Origin of the sequence: Maritimibacter sp. UBA3975 (assembly GCF_002384975.1) — a bacterium.
Taxonomy (GTDB): Bacteria; Pseudomonadota; Alphaproteobacteria; order Rhodobacterales; family Rhodobacteraceae; genus Maritimibacter.
This window is the reverse complement of record NZ_DGCP01000002.1, coordinates 289,759-307,347: the sequence shown is the minus strand read 5'-3', so window position 1 is coordinate 307,347 and position 17,589 is coordinate 289,759. Positions and strand designations below refer to the sequence as shown.

General features: G+C 60.6%; 16 protein-coding genes. 8 read left to right on the top strand and 8 right to left on the bottom strand.

Annotated features, from left to right (window positions below; translation table 11 throughout):
• Positions 1–822, bottom strand: coding sequence for an ABC transporter permease (locus tag B2585_RS01755; protein ID WP_292019348.1), 822 nt, complete (start codon positions 820–822; stop codon positions 1–3).
• Positions 823–963: 141 nt separating this feature from the next.
• Between B2585_RS01755 and cysQ the strand changes: the two genes are divergently transcribed.
• From cysQ to B2585_RS01720, 7 genes are all read left to right on the top strand, one after another.
• Positions 964–1,743, top strand: coding sequence for a 3'(2'),5'-bisphosphate nucleotidase CysQ (cysQ, locus tag B2585_RS01750; RefSeq protein WP_414674031.1), 780 nt, complete (start codon positions 964–966; stop codon positions 1,741–1,743).
• A gap of 83 nt (positions 1,744–1,826) precedes the next feature.
• A complete protein-coding gene (locus B2585_RS01745) occupies positions 1,827–3,074 on the top strand; it encodes a glycosyltransferase family 2 protein (RefSeq protein WP_292019344.1) in 1,248 nt (415 codons plus the stop codon).
• 111 nt (positions 3,075–3,185) lie between these two features.
• Positions 3,186–4,079 (top strand): UTP--glucose-1-phosphate uridylyltransferase GalU, encoded by an 894-nt coding sequence (gene galU, locus B2585_RS01740; protein WP_292019342.1) that lies wholly within the window; start codon positions 3,186–3,188, stop codon positions 4,077–4,079.
• 403 nt (positions 4,080–4,482) lie between these two features.
• A complete protein-coding gene (locus B2585_RS01735) occupies positions 4,483–5,310 on the top strand; it encodes a glycosyltransferase family 4 protein (protein ID WP_292019341.1) in 828 nt (275 codons plus the stop codon).
• Positions 5,311–5,334: 24 nt separating this feature from the next.
• Positions 5,335–6,360, top strand: coding sequence for a glycosyltransferase family 2 protein (locus B2585_RS01730; protein ID WP_414674025.1), 1,026 nt, complete (start codon positions 5,335–5,337; stop codon positions 6,358–6,360).
• Positions 6,357–8,054 carry a beta-1,6-N-acetylglucosaminyltransferase gene (locus tag B2585_RS01725; protein ID WP_292019339.1) on the top strand — a complete coding sequence of 566 codons (1,698 nt, stop codon included), beginning with the start codon at positions 6,357–6,359 and terminating at the stop codon, positions 8,052–8,054. Before B2585_RS01730 ends, B2585_RS01725 begins: the two co-directional genes overlap by 4 nt.
• A 7-nt stretch (positions 8,055–8,061) precedes the next feature.
• Positions 8,062–9,501, top strand: a complete 1,440-nt coding sequence (locus tag B2585_RS01720) for a nodulation protein NodH (RefSeq protein WP_292019335.1) — start codon at positions 8,062–8,064, stop codon at positions 9,499–9,501.
• Here B2585_RS01720 and B2585_RS01715 read toward each other — a convergent pair whose 3' ends face one another.
• From B2585_RS01715 to B2585_RS01695, 5 genes are all read right to left on the bottom strand, one after another.
• On the bottom strand, positions 9,502–9,966 hold the full coding sequence (locus tag B2585_RS01715; protein ID WP_292019334.1) for a PTS sugar transporter subunit IIA: 465 nt from the start codon (positions 9,964–9,966) through the stop codon (positions 9,502–9,504). It abuts the gene before it with no gap.
• Between the two features lie 36 nt (positions 9,967–10,002).
• The gene (gene hpf, locus B2585_RS01710) at positions 10,003–10,578 is read right to left on the bottom strand and encodes a ribosome hibernation-promoting factor, HPF/YfiA family (RefSeq protein WP_292019855.1); all 576 of its coding nucleotides are present in this window, start codon (positions 10,576–10,578) and stop codon (positions 10,003–10,005) included.
• A gap of 239 nt (positions 10,579–10,817) precedes the next feature.
• Positions 10,818–11,429 (bottom strand): ribonuclease D, encoded by a 612-nt coding sequence (locus B2585_RS01705; RefSeq protein WP_292019332.1) that lies wholly within the window; start codon positions 11,427–11,429, stop codon positions 10,818–10,820.
• Between the two features lie 162 nt (positions 11,430–11,591).
• A complete protein-coding gene (locus tag B2585_RS01700) occupies positions 11,592–13,562 on the bottom strand; it encodes a bifunctional 2',3'-cyclic-nucleotide 2'-phosphodiesterase/3'-nucleotidase (protein WP_292019330.1) in 1,971 nt (656 codons plus the stop codon).
• A 111-nt stretch (positions 13,563–13,673) separates the two neighbouring features.
• Positions 13,674–14,702: a glycosyl transferase family protein gene (locus B2585_RS01695; RefSeq protein ID WP_292019329.1), complete on the bottom strand. Its 1,029-nt coding sequence runs from the start codon at positions 14,700–14,702 to the stop codon at positions 13,674–13,676.
• A gap of 119 nt (positions 14,703–14,821) precedes the next feature.
• Between B2585_RS01695 and cysG the strand changes: the two genes are divergently transcribed.
• The gene (gene cysG / locus B2585_RS01690) at positions 14,822–16,249 is read left to right on the top strand and encodes a siroheme synthase CysG (RefSeq protein ID WP_292019328.1); all 1,428 of its coding nucleotides are present in this window, start codon (positions 14,822–14,824) and stop codon (positions 16,247–16,249) included.
• A gap of 7 nt (positions 16,250–16,256) precedes the next feature.
• Here the strand turns inward: cysG and B2585_RS01685 are convergent, their stop codons facing one another.
• The gene (locus B2585_RS01685; RefSeq protein ID WP_292019326.1) at positions 16,257–16,841 is read right to left on the bottom strand and encodes an HD family hydrolase; all 585 of its coding nucleotides are present in this window, start codon (positions 16,839–16,841) and stop codon (positions 16,257–16,259) included.
• Positions 16,841–17,518, bottom strand: a complete 678-nt coding sequence (locus tag B2585_RS01680) for an FkbM family methyltransferase (RefSeq protein WP_292019325.1) — start codon at positions 17,516–17,518, stop codon at positions 16,841–16,843. Before B2585_RS01680 ends, B2585_RS01685 begins: the two co-directional genes overlap by 1 nt.
• Positions 17,519–17,589: the final 71 nt, after the last annotated feature.

The following is a 17,589-nucleotide window of genomic DNA, read 5'->3' as shown; positions in this document are numbered from 1 at the left end:
TCATCGACGCGCGTTCCAGGAAAGCGAGGCATGCTTGCGCGTGTAGCTCTCACCCATGAACCCGATGACGAGCAGGACCGTCGAGACAATCAGAGGATAGAGCCAGCTTGAGTAATGCGGATTGTAGTTGATGAACATGAAGCCTCGTGCCTGGTCGATGATGTGGAACAACGGGTTCCAGGAAAACAGCGCAAGCAGGTGGAACGGGAGCGTGTTGGCGACAAACATCTTGCCGGACGCAATCATGTTTGCGCGCGCGAAGATCGTTGAACCGACCGTGGCGAACTGCGGAAACCATGGCTTCAGCGCGTAGAAGACCATGCCGATCCCGATGCCCGAAAACCAGGCCAGCAGGAGCATCATGAAGACGCCCGCCATGTTCTGAATTTCGACCGGATTAAAGGCGATGTGATAGATATAGACCACGACGACGACCGACAGGATCTGGATATACAGCGCACCGAACGAGTTTGCAGCGATGGATATGAATGTCGACATCGGTGCATGCTGCATCATGGGTGAGGCCGGGCCATCGGCACCGACCACAGCGCCCATCGTTTTCGTCTGCGTCATGTAGAGGAAGATCCCCGACATGATATAGAGCAGAAAGTCACCGCGCAGCATGGCGCCGCGCAGACCGAGAACCGAGTACATGACGTAAAAGACGGCGACGAGCATCATCGTCTGGAGCATGTTGATGAACAGGCCCATGAGCGCGTTGGAATGCGTCTTGCGGACGTTGTGGACGGTCGCATGGTAGATGCGTTCGAGGAGCCCGCTGATTGCGGCCAGACGGCTTGGCTGTGTCTCTACTCTGAACATCGGTCGGTCCTGTGCCTGCCCGGGTTTTTCGCAGGGAAATCTTGCTGTTCCCTTGATGCCGCAGCATAAGGGGACGCGTGATTTTTTTCAACGATGCCGGTGGACCCGGTGAAAGGAGCCGTCTTGGATCATGAAAAGCTCATGGGCGTGATGCGCCGGCTTGCCATCGAGGCGGGCGAGAAGATCATGGAAATCTACGACGCCGATGATTTCGAGGTGCGGTCCAAGTCTGACGACAGCCCCGTGACCGCCGCGGACGAAGCTGCCGATGCGCTCATCTCCGCCGGTCTGAAAAAGGCGTTCCCGGATGTGCTGGTTGTGACAGAAGAACAGGCCGACAGTCACTCCGAACAGGCCGCCGAGTTTCTGATCGTCGACCCGCTCGACGGGACCAAGGAGTTCGTGAACCGCCGCGGCGATTTCACCGTTAACATCGCCTATGTCGTGGACGGGACGCCCATTCGCGGCGTCGTCTATGCGCCTGCCCGCGGCCGCATGTTCTATACGATGGAGGACGGCTCTTCGGTTGAGGAGCAGGGCGACCTGCATCCCGACATGCCCGGCCACTGCGCCCCCGTGCGCGTATCTCACCCGAACAACGCAGCACTTATGGTTGTGGCGTCCAAATCGCACCGGGATCAGGCTACGGACGACTACATCAACAAATATGGCGTCAAGGATATGAAGAGTGCCGGCTCCAGCCTCAAGTTCTGCCTTGTCGCCACGGGGGAGGCCGATCTTTATCCTCGCCTCGGGCGGACGATGGAATGGGATACTGCCGCTGGCCACGCCGTCCTCAAGGGGGCCGGGGGCGAAGTGGTCCGTTTCGATACCCACGAACCTCTGACCTATGGCAAGGCGGGCTATGAGAACCCGTTCTTCATCGCCTATGCGCCCGGGGTCGAGCTTCAGTCTGCCTGATCCGGTGCGTTCCGTCGGCCCCGCAGATCATGGGAGCCGATGGTTAATGTCTGAACTGGACACGAAGCTCGTGCAGGCGGCCCATGAATAGTGTGCTTCCGGTGTCGGTCGTCGTGGTGAGCCGGGGACGTCCGGCGCTCCTCGCTAGGTGCCTAACCGGGCTCGCACAACTGTTTCATCCCAACTACGAGGTCGTCGTCGTGGCCGATCCGGCGGGATGTGACGCGGTTCGCCGTATTGGGTGGCACGAACGGATCAAATTGATCTCGTTCGATGAAGCCAACATCTCAAAGGCCCGCAACCTCGGGATTGCGGCGTCAGGCGGTGAAATCATTGCCTTCATCGATGATGACGCTGTGCCGGAACCGACCTGGCTCGCGCACCTGACCGCCCCGTTTTCAGACCCTAACGTCGCGCAGACGGGCGGACTTGTTCTTGGACGCAATGGCATCACGCTCCAATGGCCGGTTCGCGCGGTTAACGACCTTGGTCAAACGCGCACACTCAAAATGCCGGGAGAAAGCCCCTTCGTGCCATCATTGAAACCAGCGGAGGCCATCAAGACCGAAGGCACGAATATGGCGGTGCGGCAATCTGTGATCACAGCCATGGGCGGCTTTGATCCTGCCTTCGCCTTCTACCTTGATGAAACTGACGTGAACCGCCGGTTGATGGGCCACGCGACGGTCATTGTGCCGCTTGCTCAAGTCCATCATGGCTTCGCCCGGTCGGAGAGACGGCAGGCCAACCGGGGTCCGTCTGACCTGACGCAGATCGGAGTCTCGTCCGCAGCCTTTCTGCGCAAGCATGCGCCGCGAGAGCAATACAACTTGGGCAAGGATAGGGTCGTTTCCGAACAACGGAAACGGCTGATTGGGCACATGGTCCTCGGAACGATATCGCCCGACGATATCCGGCCCCTGATGGACTCCCTGGCGCAAGGGTTCACTATGGGAGAGGCGCTCGACCTAGCTCAGCCTCATGCGATCTCCGCGTCCGAGCCGTTCAAACCGTTCCCGACAAACGCGCAAGGCGAAACGACGTGGCATTCTGGCCGTCCGTGGAGTCGCCGGGCGCTGGCACAGAAAGCGCGTGGCGATGTGGCGGCTGGCCAAGTGACCACTGTACTTCGCCTTTCGCCCTCCACTCTTTCGCACCGCGTCGCGTTCAATCCGGATGGGTACTGGGAACAATGGGGCGGCTTGTTTGGCCGCTCGGATCGCGGACAGCCCCGGTTCCGCTGGACGGGCTTCAACCGCCGGGTGCGCGAAGAGCAGGAGCGTGTAGGAAAGGTGCGTAATCATTGGGCAGACCGCCCAATATCCGGGTGACGTTGAGGCACGACAGACTTATGGTTGTCGTGCGGCGGACCCATCATTTCCGCTGGCGCGTTCAATTGGTAGGCACAGACCGCAAGAAAGAATTCAGAGGGTGAACTCGAGATGACGAACAAGGTAACGAAGGCGATTTTTCCTGTGGCTGGTCTGGGAACCCGATTTCTCCCTGCGACCAAGTCGATCCCCAAGGAAATCATGACGCTGGTCGACCGTCCGCTCATTCAGTACGCCATTGACGAGGCCCGCGCAGCCGGGATCGAGGAATTCATCTTTGTAACCTCGCGCGGCAAAGGCTCGCTCGAAGACTACTTCGACCGCGCCCCGACGCTCGAGGAGGACCTCAAAGCCAAGAACAAGGACAAGCTGCTCGACGTCTTGAACGGAACCAACATGGAATCTGGTGCCATTGCCTATATCCGTCAGCATCAGGCGCTAGGCCTCGGCCATGCCATCTGGTGCGCGCGCCGTTTGATCGGGGATGAGCCTTTCGCGGTGATCCTGACGGACGACCTCATCGCTTCTGAAACGCCGTGCCTGCAACAGATGGTCGAGGCCTATGAGCAGACCGGCGGCTCGATGGTCGCCGCGATGGAAGTGCCTGCGGACAAGGTGTCCGCCTATGGCGTTCTCGACGTTGAGAGCGAGGATGGGCGTATCCTCAAGGTCAAGGGCATGGTGGAGAAGCCTGCTGCGGGGACCGAACCTTCCAACCTCGCCGTGATCGGCCGCTACATCCTAACGCCGGATGTCCTCCGAAACCTCGAGAACTTCAAGAAGGGTGCGGGCGGGGAAATTCAGCTGACCGACGCGATCGCGGACGAAATCGCGCAGGGGCGCGACGTTTACGGCTTCTGTTTCGAGGGTGAGCGCTTCGATTGTGGCTCCAAGGCGGGCTACCTTCAGGCCACCGTATCTTTCGGGCTGGAACGCGAAGAATTGCGTGATGAGCTCATGGCCCATTTGGAGCAGATCGTGGCCATGAAGCGGGCGGCCGAGTAACGAGGGCCGCTTGGCACACCCTGCGCCGGGCAAGGCCCGCCTTCTCGACCTGTCCCGACTCGTGTCACGGGTCGGACGCGGCGCGTGGACGGGCATCGACCGGGTCGAGGCGGCATACCTTCAGAGGCTTCTGAAAGAGGACGTTCCGCTCTTTGCGCTCGTGGGCTCGTCATTCGGCTTCACATTATTTGATCGTCGCGGGACCGAGGCGCTTGCAGATCGGCTCCTTGGTCGCGCGGAATGGGGCGAGGCAGACCTCGTCTCACGCCTGTTCCTCAAGGCGCATCCCCTCAAGCGGCAGGCTGAGGCCGACCTGAGGCGAATGTGTCTCGGGCGATCCGGGCGACGAGGTCTCCCTGCGCTTCTGAAAGCGCATCTTCCCGACGGCCCGACTTGGGTGAACGTGGGCCATTCCAACCTCCGGGCGAGCGTCTTCGATGCAGTTCATGCGCTGCGCGGACGAGCCGTGGTCATGGTGCACGACACGATCCCGCTGGATCATCCTGAATGGCAGCGCGAGGGAACGGTGGAGGGCTTCCGCTCGCGCATGTCGCAGGTGGCGCGCAAAGCGGACCTGGTGGTTCATACGGCCGAAGCCACGCGCCGCATGACGGAAGCACAATTCGCGCAGCTTGAACGCGTGCCCGATGCGATTGTCGCTCATCTTGGCATCACGGTTCGAAAGCCGGAGCCGGACTCTCTTTCGCAAGGATTGCGCTTGAACAGACCCTATTTCGTCGTATTGGGCACGATCGAGCCGCGCAAGAATCACGCGCTTCTGCTCGACGTATGGGCCGAACTCGCTACGCAGATCGCCAGCGATGAAATGCCCCGGCTTCTTATCGTCGGTGCGCGCGGCTGGAACAACGAGGAAGTCTTCGCGCGCCTCGATGCGCGGCCCGCCCATGTTCAAGAACTCGGCACGCTGAACGATGGTGCGCTGGCCGCGCTGCTCACCGGCGCACGCGCGCTTCTCATGCCAAGCCTTGTCGAGGGGTTCGGGCTGCCGCCGGGCGAAGCGCTTGCGCTAGGGTGCCCGGTTATCGCGAGCGACCTCCCTGTTTATCGTGAAGTATTTGGAAACAATCTCGTTTACCTCGATCCCCGCGATATGTATTCTTGGGTATCGAAGACAAGACATTTCGCGCGCAACGAATACGAGGCACAGGCAGGGACGATACCGCTTCCCGACTGGGACAGTCACTTCAACCGTGTCTTAAAGTGCCTATGATAAAGGCGGATTAGCCAGCGCGACGTGGAAGGGGCGACATTGGGCATCGTGCGGACATATCGGTTACGTCTGCTGCGAAAGCGGTGGCGTATCCGTGCTTTCCGAAAGCGCCGCGACCTTCGCCAGATCGTCAATCGTACCGAAGCGATCAAGTCGCGCGACATCCTTGTGTTCTGCACGGCGCGTAATGAACGGGTCCGGCTGCCATATTTCCTGAAGTACTACCGAGACATGGGCGTGAACCATTTCTTTTTCGTGGACAACGAAAGCGACGATGGCAGCCGCGAGTTTCTCGAGGACCAGCCCGACGTGTCGCTCTGGTCCGCGAAGGGAAGTTACAGACGAGCGCGGTTCGGCATGGACTGGCTCAACTGGTTGATGCGCAAACATGCACACGGGCACTGGTGCGTCACGGTCGACCCGGACGAGTTCCTCGTTTACCCGTTCTGCGACACGCGGGGCCTTCGGGCACTCACCGATTGGCTTGATGCATCGTCGATCAAGAGTTTCGGCTCAATGCTGCTCGACATGTATCCGAAGGGGCCGATCGGCAGCCGTCCCTATAGCGAGGGTCAGGACCCTTTCGAGATCGCGAACTGGTTCGACTCCGGCAACTACATGATCGAGAGGAACAAGAAGTTCGGGAATCTTTGGATTCAAGGCGGACCGCGCGCGCGTATGTTTTTCCCTGACAACCCAACCCGCGCGCCCGCGCTGAACAAGATACCGCTGGTCAAATGGCACCGCAGCTACACCTATGTGTCCTCTACCCATAACCTGCTTCCGCGTGGCCTGAACCTCGTCTACGACGAATGGGGGGGTGAAAAGGCTTCGGGCGCCCTGCTTCACGCAAAGTTCCTGCACACATTTCGCGAAAAGGCGGCGGAAGAGCTGGAGCGTCGGCAACATTATGCGGCCAGCCACGAATACCGCGCCTATGCCGAAAAGCTGGAGGACGATCCCGACCTCTGGTGCAAGTGGTCCGAGAAGTACATCAACTGGCGGCAGCTTGAGATCCTCGGGATCATGTCCAAGGGTAACTGGGCGTGAGCGTCGGGTTCGCTATCCTTGTGCACACCGCGCTCGACCGCGCCGCGCAGGTCGCGCGGCACTGGGCGAAGCAGGACTGCCCGGTGGTCATTCACGTCGACAAGAAGGTCGGGCGCCGCAAGTACCTTGAATTCACGGCGGGCCTGTCGGACCTCAAGAACGTCCGCTTCTGTAAACGCCACAGCTGCGAATGGGGAACCTGGAGCCTCGTTGCGGCGAGCCAGTCTGCGGCAGAAATGCTCCTCACCGAGTTTCCGGATGTGCGCCACGTCTACCTCGCTTCGGGCTCCTGCTTGCCGCTCCGCCCTGTTGCGGAACTGAAGGAATACCTGGCCGAACGCCCGATGACGAACTTCATAGAGAGCGTCACGACTGAGGACGTGCCCTGGACAGTTGGCGGTCTCGATATCGAACGGTTCATCTTCCGCTTTCCCTTCTCCTGGAAAAAACAGCGCCGCGCCTTCGACAGCTACGTCAATTTCCAGCGTAGGATCAGGTTCAAACGCCGGGTACCCGACGGCGTTGTGCCCCATCTCGGCAGTCAATGGTGGTGCCTGACGCGTCAGACCCTGACCGCGATCCTCGAAGACCCGAAACGGGCGGAGTACGACCGCTATTTCTCCAGGGTCTGGATTCCTGATGAGAGCTATTTTCAGACCCTCGTCCGGCTGTATTCCACGAATATCGAAAGCCGGTCGCTTACACTGTCCAAGTTTGATTTCCAGGGCAAACCGCACATTTTCTACGACGACCATATGCAGCTCCTGCGCCGCTCCGACTGCTTTGTGGCGCGCAAGATCTGGCCTCACGCTGAAAAGCTCTATGCCGGGTTCCTGTCGGAGGATGGTGAGATCTTCACGGGGGCTGAACCCAATCCAGGCAAGATCGACCGCATCTTCTCAAAGGCCGTCGAGCGGCGGACCAAAGGTCGGGCGGGGCTCTACATGCAGAGCCGGTTCCCGAACGAGGATTGGGAGAACGGGCTGACATCCTCCCGTTTTTCGGTGTTCGAAGGTTTCACCGAGCTTTTCGAGGATTTCGAAGATTGGCTCACCCGTGTCACCGGAACGCGTGTCCATGGGCATATCTTCGGACCGGAAAGAGTCGAATTCGCGGGCAGGCACAAGGTTTTTGCGGGGGCTCTGACCGACAGCGCGGAGTTGCGCGACTACAATCCCCGTGCCTTTCTTACGAGCCTGATCTGGAATACGCGCGGGGAGCAGCAGTGCTTCATGTACGGGCCTGCTGACAATCAGGACATTTCCTGGGATGTCGCCAAGGACCCGAATGCGCAGGTTAGCGTCATCTCGGGCGCCTGGGCGGTCCCGCTGTTCTATTCCAACGCAAACTTCTCGGACATCCGTAGGGAAGCCGCGCGGCTTCAACGGATCGAGGCCGAGCACCTTGAAGTCTTGCGATCCATCTGGACGAAAGCCCGCGTGCGCATCTGGACCCTTGCCGATTTCATCGAAAACCCGATGGAGCCGTTGCAGACCGTGATCGACGAGATCGGCTCGCGGCAGGCAAATCGCCTGACCGAAGCGCCGCGGATGAAATCGCTTGAGGGCTTCGGCCAGTTCCTCCAAAACCTGAAGAATCAGGGGATGCAACCGCACCTCATGGGAGACTTCCCGACCGGCACCGCACTCGGCCAAGCCCGCCAGAAACCGCGCAAACCCTACCTCGTCAAATAGGACCCGCATGGACCGCCCATTCGACTATTTTGTCATCCTTGCGGAGATGCGCACGGGGTCGAACTTCCTCGAGTCGAACCTTAACCAGTTTCCCGGCATCACTTGCTACGGGGAGGCCTTCAATCCGTACCTCATTGTCGACCCGGACCGGACCGAGCTTTTCGGGATCACCATGGCGCAGCGTGATGCGGACCCGATTGCCCTGATCGAGGCCATGAAAGCCAATACCGAAGGCGTTCCGGGTTTTCGCTTGTTCCACGACCATGATCCCCGGGTGTATGAACATGTGATGGGAGACCGGCGCTGCGCCAAGATCATACTCAACCGCAATCTCGTCGATGCGTGGGTCAGCCAGCGCATCGCCTGGTCCACGAAGCAGTGGCAATTGGGCGATCATGCGGATGCGAAGAAGTGGAAGGTGAAGTTCGACCCCAAGGACTTCAAACACTTCTACTTCACGGTGAAGGAGCGCCAGCGCAACATTGCCCGTCGCCTTCAGGTCGAGGGGCAGGCGGGGTACTATATCGACTACGATGACATTCAGGATCTGAGAGTCGTGAACGGGCTCGCGAAATTTTTGGGTGAAACCGAAGAGTTGAAGCGCTTCTCGGCCAAGTTCAAGAAACAGAACCCTGAACCGCTTGCAGACAAAGTGCGCAATTTCGAACTGGTCGAGCAGACCGTCAACGAAATCGACCGCTATGACCTTGGAAGCCTTCCGAACTTCGAGCCCCCACGCGGGCCTTCGGTGCCGACCTACGTCACGGCCCACAAGGCGCCACTGTGTTTCATGCCGATCCCGGGCGCGTTGGATCAGGAAATCCGCGATTGGCTGGGTGCCGTTGACGATGTGCATCGCGATGTACTCGATACGGGGTTCAGCCAGAAAGAGTTGCGGCAGTGGAAGAACCATAACAAGGGGCACCGGACCTTCACCGTCCTGCGTCACCCGGTCGAGCGCGCGCATAGCGTGTTCTGCCGCTATGTGCTGAATCACACGCCGTGGACCAAATGGGAGCTGCGGCATGGTCTGATCGAACGCTACGAACTCGATATCCCGTGGGATACGCCGATCGGCGAGGGTTATGACCGCGTCCGCCATCGCAAGGCATTCCTGCGTTTCCTGCACTTCATTCAGGGTTCGCTTGGCGGGTCCAGCGTCCACGGGGTGGAGCCGATCTGGGCCACGCAGGACAACCTCCTGCGCGGGTTTTCAGACTTCGTGGCACCTGATCACGTCTTGCGGGAGCAACAGATCAACGAAGGGTTGGCCGTCATCGCCCTGGAAGTGGGAATCGACCCGCCGCCACTTGGCGATGCCATTGCCGACGAGCCGTTTTCGCTCGCCTCTATCTACGACGATGAGGTCGAGAAGGCCGTGCGCGACGCATACGGGCGCGACTACATGGCCTTCGGGTTCAGGAAATGGGGACGCGAGAGCGCCTGATCATGCGGCGCGGGTCGTCTGCGCTTCGGTCAGGATCGTGTGCAGCGTCTCGGGGTCGCTGTTGGCCCGCAGTTTGGCCGTCACCGCAGAATCGCGCATTGTACGCGACACCAAAGCCAAAGCCTTCAGGTGATCGACGCCGCCCCCGTCCGGCGCGAACAGCGCAAAGACGAGGTCTACAGGTTGCCGGTCGACCGAATCGAAATCGACGCTTTTCTCGATACGAAAGAAAGCCCCGACAACACGGTCGAGGCCCTCGATGCGGGCATGGGGGAGCGCGATACCGTGGCCGACTCCGGTCGGCCCCAGCGTCTCGCGCTCTTGCAACGCAGTGAAAGCAGCGCCGCTGTCGATGCCATAGGTCGAAGACACGACCTCGCCCAAGTCCTGGAACAGGCGCTTCTTTGAAGAAACGCTCGCCACCACCTTAACGGCGGCGGGCCGGAGGATATCCGAAAGTGCCATAGATCCCACTCGTTGACCGGGGCCGTGTTCGCCCGTTCAGGCGACGTTGCCGGGGTCGATCCAACCGATGTTTCCATCCTCACGGCGATAAACCACGTTCACGCCATTCGACTTTTCATTGCGGAAGACGAGCACGGGCGCGTGGGCCAGTTCCATCTGCATCACCGCTTCGCCCACGGACAGCGCGGGAATCCGCGTTTCCATTTCGGCGATGATGATCGGTTCCATGCCTTCCGGCTCGGGCGAGTCGCCCATCTCTTCCGCGGCGAGGATATACGAGGCACCGCCAAAAACTTCAACAGGGTCCGGGCGGGCGGTGTGATGGTCTTTCAGGCGACGCTTGTAGCGGCGCAACTGTTTCTCCATCTTTTCCGCGCACTGGTCGAAAGCGGCATGGATATCGTGGGTATGCGCGGAAGCCTGCGCGGTCAGACCGGTCGACAGGTGAACGATCGCTTCACAGACGAATTCGCTGCCATTCTTCGAGAAGATCACATGCGCGTCGGTCGGACGTTCGGCATACTTTTCGACGACGGTGCCAAGACCTTCCTTGACGTACACCTGAAGCGCTTCTCCGATGTCGATTTGCTTGCCGCTGATCTGATACTGCATAGGGTCTCCTCTCGTGTAGTTTGTCGTTCTTGCACTGGCTCTAGTGACGTCGCCAGACAAAAACGGACGGGATATCAGGGAGTTGTGCGAAGCGCGCCGCCCGGTTTCCCTGGGCGCAAGACGTGTGGCGAAACGGAGTCCCGCAACACGAAGCGGAATGCGCGGCTTCATGCATCATGGGTATTGAGCGCCCGAATTGTCGTCATGTCAATGGACATACGCGGGAGCGTTCTCAGCATTCAGTGAGCGAAAATGTCGATCTCGGGCCAGCCTGCGAGGTCGAGCTGCGCGCGGGTCGGGAGGAAATCGAAACAGGCCTGCGCAAGGCCGGTTCGCCCCTCCCGCGCGAGCCGCGCGTCGAGCTTTTCGCGCAGCCGGTGAAGGTAAAGGACGTCCGACGCGGCATAGTCGAGCTGCGCCTCGGTCAGTTCCGCGGCACCCCAGTCGGTTTGTTGCTGTTGTTTCGAGATGTCGATGCGAAGGATCTCCTCGAGCAGATTCTTGAGCCCGTGGCGATCCGTATAGGTCCGGACGAGCTTCGAGGCGATCTTGGTGCAATAAACAGGTGCGGTCAGCGCACCAAAGGCATTGTAAAGCGCCGCGATATCGAAGCGTCCGAAGTGAAACAGCTTCAACACATTGGGGTTGGTCAGCATAGCGGAGAGATTTGGGGCCTCGGTCTGTCCGATCTGGACCTGGACAAGATGGGCATGGCCGTCGCCGCCCGACATCTGAACGACACAAAGCCGGTCACGATGTGGATTGAGGCCCATCGTCTCGCAATCGATTGCCACCACCGGGCCGAGGTCGAGACCATCAGGCAGATCGCGCTTGTAGAAATGGTTCGCCATGGGGACCTCCGTTTTCGCCCTGATAGAGCGCGTCCGGATGAGGATCAACAGCCACGACGGTTCTGCCGAAGATCAGAGTGAAACGTGCGCAAAATTGCCGTTCTTACGCCGAAAGCCGGGCGGAGGCCCCACCTACCGCCCGATTTTGCTTTAACGACCCGCCTAGAGTGCAATTCGGAACCGAGCGAAACCGTCCGGTCCATCACCGGCGGGCTCAATATCCACCCCCGCGACGTTCGACGCGTAATCCGCAGCCTTCGGGCCCGTGTCGAAGAGCACCGTGGTTCCATCCATTGGCGCGAAGGTCCAGTTCGCATCGGCGCTTGGGTTGATGGTCCCCTGTTCGACGATATAGCGCACGATCACGTCGCGGTTGGTGTCCGGCCCTTCGAAGATGATCGTGTCGCCCTTTGCACCCGGGAAATCGCCGCCCCCGCCCGCACGGTAGTTGTTGGTCGCAACGACGAATTCCATCTCGTCGTTCACCGGCGCACCGTCGAACATCAGGTTCACGATCCGGCTTGCACCCGAATTGATCTCGTTCCCGATCCGGTCGAACCGCGACGGTTGGCTCAAGTCGATCTGGTAGGTTACGCCGTCGATCACGTCGAAGTTGTAGGACGGGAAATCGGCGTTCAGAAGAACCTGATCCGCCTCACCCGGTGTGATCTGGTTGAACATGCCTGCCGAGCGTTCAAGCCAGCCCTTAAGTTGCGCCCCGGTGATCTTCACCGCGCGCACCGTGTTGGGGTAGAGGTAGAGGTCCGCCACGTTCTTGATCGCCACCGGACCTTCCGGGACGTCCGTGTAGTAATCCGGGCCGCCCCGTCCCCCGGCCTTGAAAGGTGCTGCGGCCGAAAGGATCGGAAGGCCTTCGTATTCTGTCCCGGCCATCATCTGTTCAATGTACCAAAGCTGGGCGTTGGAGACGATCTGAACGCTCGGATCATCCGCCACCAGCGCGAAGTAGCTGTGCAGCGGTGCCGAAGTCTCGCCCACAGCGCGGCGGACATATTCGAGCGTTGCCTGGTGCTCCTGCTCGACGCTGGCGAGCACTGCGGGCACGTCTTCGACCAGAGCGGTCACGCTGCGGTCTTCGTTGCGCTGCGAGATCGGGCGGGCTTCGGTCTCGGCCATGACGACGCGCCATTCGTTGCCGTCGCGTTCGAGCATGAGGTCGATCACGCCAAGGTGGGAGCCCCAGAAGCCGCCCATGACTGTGGGCTTGCCGTGGATCGTGCCGGCCTCGGCGTCCAGACCTGCGTAGTCCGCATAGGTCGGCGACGGGAAGACGAGGTGGCTGTGCCCGGTCATGAGGGCGTCGATCCCCTCGACCTCCGCCAGAGGAACCGAGGCATTCTCCATCCCTTCGGAGTGCTGCGCCGAGCCGATGCCAGAGTGGGACAGGGCGATCACGATGTCTGCCCCTTCCTCCCGAATCTGTGGCACCCAGGCTTTGGCAGTCTCGACGATATCGCGCGTGGTGACGTTGCCTTCGAGGTGGCGACGGTCCCAAGTCATGATCTGTGGTGGTACGAAACCGATGAGACCGATTCGGATCGGCGCGGTCGTTCCGTCGCCCAGCGTCACCTCGCGGTCGAGAATGACATAGGGCGGGACGAGTGTCTTGTCGTCACGCGGTCCCGCGCCCTGCTCGCTCACCACATTGGCCGAAACGATGGGGAAATCGGCGCCGGCGAGCGACTTCGTAAGGAAGTCGAGGCCATAGTTGAACTCGTGGTTGCCGAGTGTCGAGGCATCGAAGCCCACCGTGTTCATCGCGGCGATAACCGGATGCATGTCCCCGTCTTTCATGCCCCTTTCATAGGCGATGTAGTCACCCATCGGGTTGCCCTGAAGGAAGTCACCGTTGTCTACGAGCATCGAGTTCGTGGCTTCGGCCCGGATTTCCTCGATGATGGCAGCAGTCCGCGACAGGCCGACCGTGTCGATGGGCCGGTCGGCGTAGTAGTCGTAGGGATAGACGTGAACGTGAAGGTCCGTCGTCTCCATGATCCTGAGGTGGGCCTGCGCCCCTTGCGCGCGCACCGAGAACGGGTGAAGCGCGACAAGCGCGGCCCCGGCGGTGCCCGTCATGAAGCTGCGGCGGGAAAGGGTAAAGTCCTGTGACATGGCGTCCTCCTACTGTCTCGAGAGAACGCTAGGCGCGGTTTGTCACAGTCCAAAGACATGATTTCAATGATCGGCGGTTTTTGGCTCCGTGACCAATCCGTCGGACGCCACTTACCTAGGCGCAAATCGCGCCCTGTCGCGGTCGGACCAGATCGACGCCGCAGCCGCCATAGCTTCGTCGCGGGAATCGGCCCTCCCCATGGTCCGAAGGGCCAAGGCGAGCGTCGATTGGATCGCAGCGAGCGCATACGGGTCTTCATCCTCACCGGCCCAGACCGCGCGCAGGCGCTCGATGTCCATGACCTCATCTGCCGGGGCGTGCCCCTCGTCCAGCGTCGCGGGCCAGGTGTCTACTTCGGGCTCTGCCGAACCGTGTGTCGTCCAGACCGGACAAGGCTTGTTGGCGCGCATTTCGATCTCACCGCCATCGCCGCGAAACACCGCCATGTTCGGAATGCCAAGAATCCGTGCGGCGCCGGAATGGATGTCGAGGAACCCCCGGTGAAAGATACCCTGCATCACCGTCGGTGCATCGAAAGGATTAAGAAGCCGGGTGAAGCTGTTGACCGGCGAACGCAAGCCGAGCACGGGTTTCAGTTCGATCAGGTCCCGCAGGACGGGTGAGAGGACTTCGAGCGGCATGTAGGTCATGCCATGTTTTTCCACCTGCGTTGCTGCATCGACAAAGCTATTGGCGACTGGCAGATCGAACCGGGCGAAGACGTCGCGGGTATAGACTCGCCCCGGCGTATGACCCTCGGCCCCGTGCAGTACCACGCGCATTCCGGACTGAACCAAAGCGAGCAGTGACAGGATGAACCAAGGAAGCTGGACCCGTTTCCCCGCGTAGCAGGACCAGTCGAGGTCGACCTGCGGCAGATCCGCGGGCCGATCGAACGTCGCGCGGGTCCCTTCAACAAAGCCCGCGATTTCCTCGGGAGTCTCTTCCTTGAGACGCAGGAGCATAAGGTAGGCCCCGATCTGCTCAGGCAGCGCCTCGCCCCGAAGGATCATCGCCATCGAGTCCCGCGCTTCTTCAAAGGTGAAGGGTCGTTGCTTGGTCTTGCCGCGCGCGAGGATCGCGACGTAGGGCGCGAATGGATGAGGATTTTCGGCAGTGAAGGGGCGTTGGATATTCATGCACCGATCATACGCTCCGACGCAGCGGGCGTGTAGGGTCAACAAACATTGCGTTTCACGCATTTGACAAGGAGGCCCTAAAGCGGGACATGCAGAAAAACGCATCAGGGACCGGGCACATGGATTACCTTCCCATCTTTCTCGAAGTCGCGGGCAAGCGGGTCGTCGTGGATGGCGGAACCACCGTTGCCGCTCGCCGTGTGGAGCGGGCTTTGAACGCGGGCGCGCTCGTCGACCTGTTCGATCCTGAGCCAGCCGAGGAAGTGCGACGTTTCATCGGGCACGAACGGCTGAACCATCACGCGCGGGTTCCCGTCGAGGCGGATTTCGAGGGCTGCCTCGTTGCCTATGGCGCCTCCGAAGAGCCGGACCGTGACAGGCTCTTGCATCGCGCTGCCAAAGCCGCGGGGGCGCTCGTCAACGTGGCGGACGAAAAGGCTTACTGCGATTTCATCACGCCATCGGTCGTGGAGCGTGAGCCTATCACCATTGCGATATCCACCGGGGGGGCGGCCCCGGTCATCGCCCGAATCCTGAGGGCGCGAATGGAGGCGATGCTGCCGGCGGCCTATGGCCGTCTGGCCCTGTTCCTCGCAAATTTCCGGGGTCGGATATACGAGGCTGTGCCGAACGGGCGCAATCGCCGCCGGTTCTGGGAAAACCTGATCGAGGGGCCGGTTGGCGATGCGTTCCTGGCGGGCGAAGAGGGGTTAGCAGAAGCGCGGTTGAAGGAGGACTTGTCGCGTGGCTCCGCCGACTTGAAACACGGCGAAGTCTGGCTCGTGGGCGCGGGGCCCGGCGACCCTGACCTTCTGACGTTCAAGGCACTCCGCATGATGCAGCACGCAGATGTCGTGCTTTACGACAGGCTCGTTGGCGATGGGATTGTCGAGCTCGTTCGGCGCGATGCCGAACGGATCTATGTCGGCAAAAAGGCCAACGAACATACTCTAACGCAGCGCGAGATCACCGACCTGATGATAGAACGCGCCCAGCGGGGAGAGCGGGTTTTGCGTCTCAAAGGCGGCGATCCATTCATTTTCGGGCGCGGTGGCGAGGAACTGGAGGATGTCGCGGCTCATGGTATTCCCGTGGAGGTCGTGCCGGGAATCACGGCGGCCGCTGGTTGCGGCGCGGCAGCGGGTATCCCTCTGACCCACCGCGATCACGCGCAGAGCTGCGTCTTTATTACGGCGCATGGTGCGGGCGGTGTGCTTGACCACGACTGGACGCGTTATGCCCGCAAAGGGCAGACAGTCGTCGTCTACATGGGCCTGAATGCATTGGGAGAACTTGCCAAACGCGCTCTCGAACAGGGCGTGGAGGCGGACATGCCCGTCGCGGTGATCGACAATGGAACCAGGCTTGAACAGCGTGTCATCATCGCGCGGCTCGATGAAATCGAGGGACAGGTGGCAAAGGCCGACCTGCCTGGCCCGGCGCTCATCGTTATGGGGCATGTCGTGACGCTCTATGGATCACTGGGTGTAAAGGGATCGCAAAGCGAAGGGTATGCAATGGAACTTCGCGCGGGCGCTACGCTCTGAATAGTCTCTAAAGCCGAGCCAGAAGCGCTTCGTGCCGTGCGACGAAGGCATGGCGCACCTCGACCGGTGGCCGCAAGTCGATGGTCAGGTCGGATATCAGCCCTTCGTCGGGGTGGCCGAAGAACCGGTCAGCCTCGGCCATCCGGAACCCGGCGATCTGCGTGGCTTCCAGCCAGGCCGACACGCGATCGGCCCGTTTGATCGCCTTCTTGACGGTAGCCGGCACACTTGCCGGGAGGCCGAAGCGGATATGGATGGCAGACATGAGTCGGTCGTCCAGCTCTCCGTAACCCGGCCCGACCGCGGCCTTTACCGGCGAGATCATGTCACCGATGACGTATTCAGGGGCATCGTGGAGTAACGCGGCGAGGCGCCACTTCTGCGGGGCGGACGGGTTCATCCGTCCGAAAAGTTCCTCCACCAGAAGCGAATGCTCGGCCACGGAATAGGGAAAGTCTCCGTACGTTTGTCCATTCCAGCGCGCGACGAAGGCGAGGCCGTGGGCGATGTCCTCAATTTCGATATCTACAGGTGTCGGGTCGAGCAGGTCGAGCCGCCGACCCGAAAGCATCCGTTGCCAGGCGCGTGCCATCAGACCTCCCTCCCTGTCGGCAGGAATACGCGGTTCCCGTGGACGCTGGCGACACGGTCGAATCCAACTTCCGGGAATGTGTCTTTCAGCCAATCGACTTGAAAAAAATCTTCAAGGATTACGATTGGCCGGCAGCGGGCGAGGAGCTGTTGCGCCCCCAGAAGTGCTGCGCATTCGTGACCTTCGACGTCGAGTTGAACGATGGAAACGTCCCGGTCTCCAGGCACGACGGTGTCCAGCGTGACCGCATCGACTCGTGTCACCCCTTCACCCGGTGCCTCGACAACGCTTGAATGTCCGCCCAACGGTTCGCCATTCTCATGCGTGCGAAAAAAGATGTGCCCGGGGCGATCCGACAAGGCCGCATTGGTCAAAGTGATATTGCCAAGATCGTTGAGCGCGATGGTCCGTTCGGCATGGGCAAAACTGTCCGGGTTCGGCTCGAACGCCCACAGATGTGCGTTTGGTGCCAGCGCGTCGGATAAGGCAGGCAGGAAGTCCCCGAAAAAGGTTCCCGCATGCACAATGTCCCCTGAACCCGCCTGCGCGCGCATGAAGGCGATGGTGTTCGGTTCATAGACCTTGCCAGCCTTGATGAGCCGCACGGCAGGACGTGCATCGAGTCCACCGGGGACCGAGTATCGACCATATTCGTTTTCGCAGATAGTTTCCGGCATGCCTCGACCTTTTGGCCGATGTGTCCCGAACCTCGCAGCGCTGTCAATCCGCTGACGTTGCGCCCCCCCAC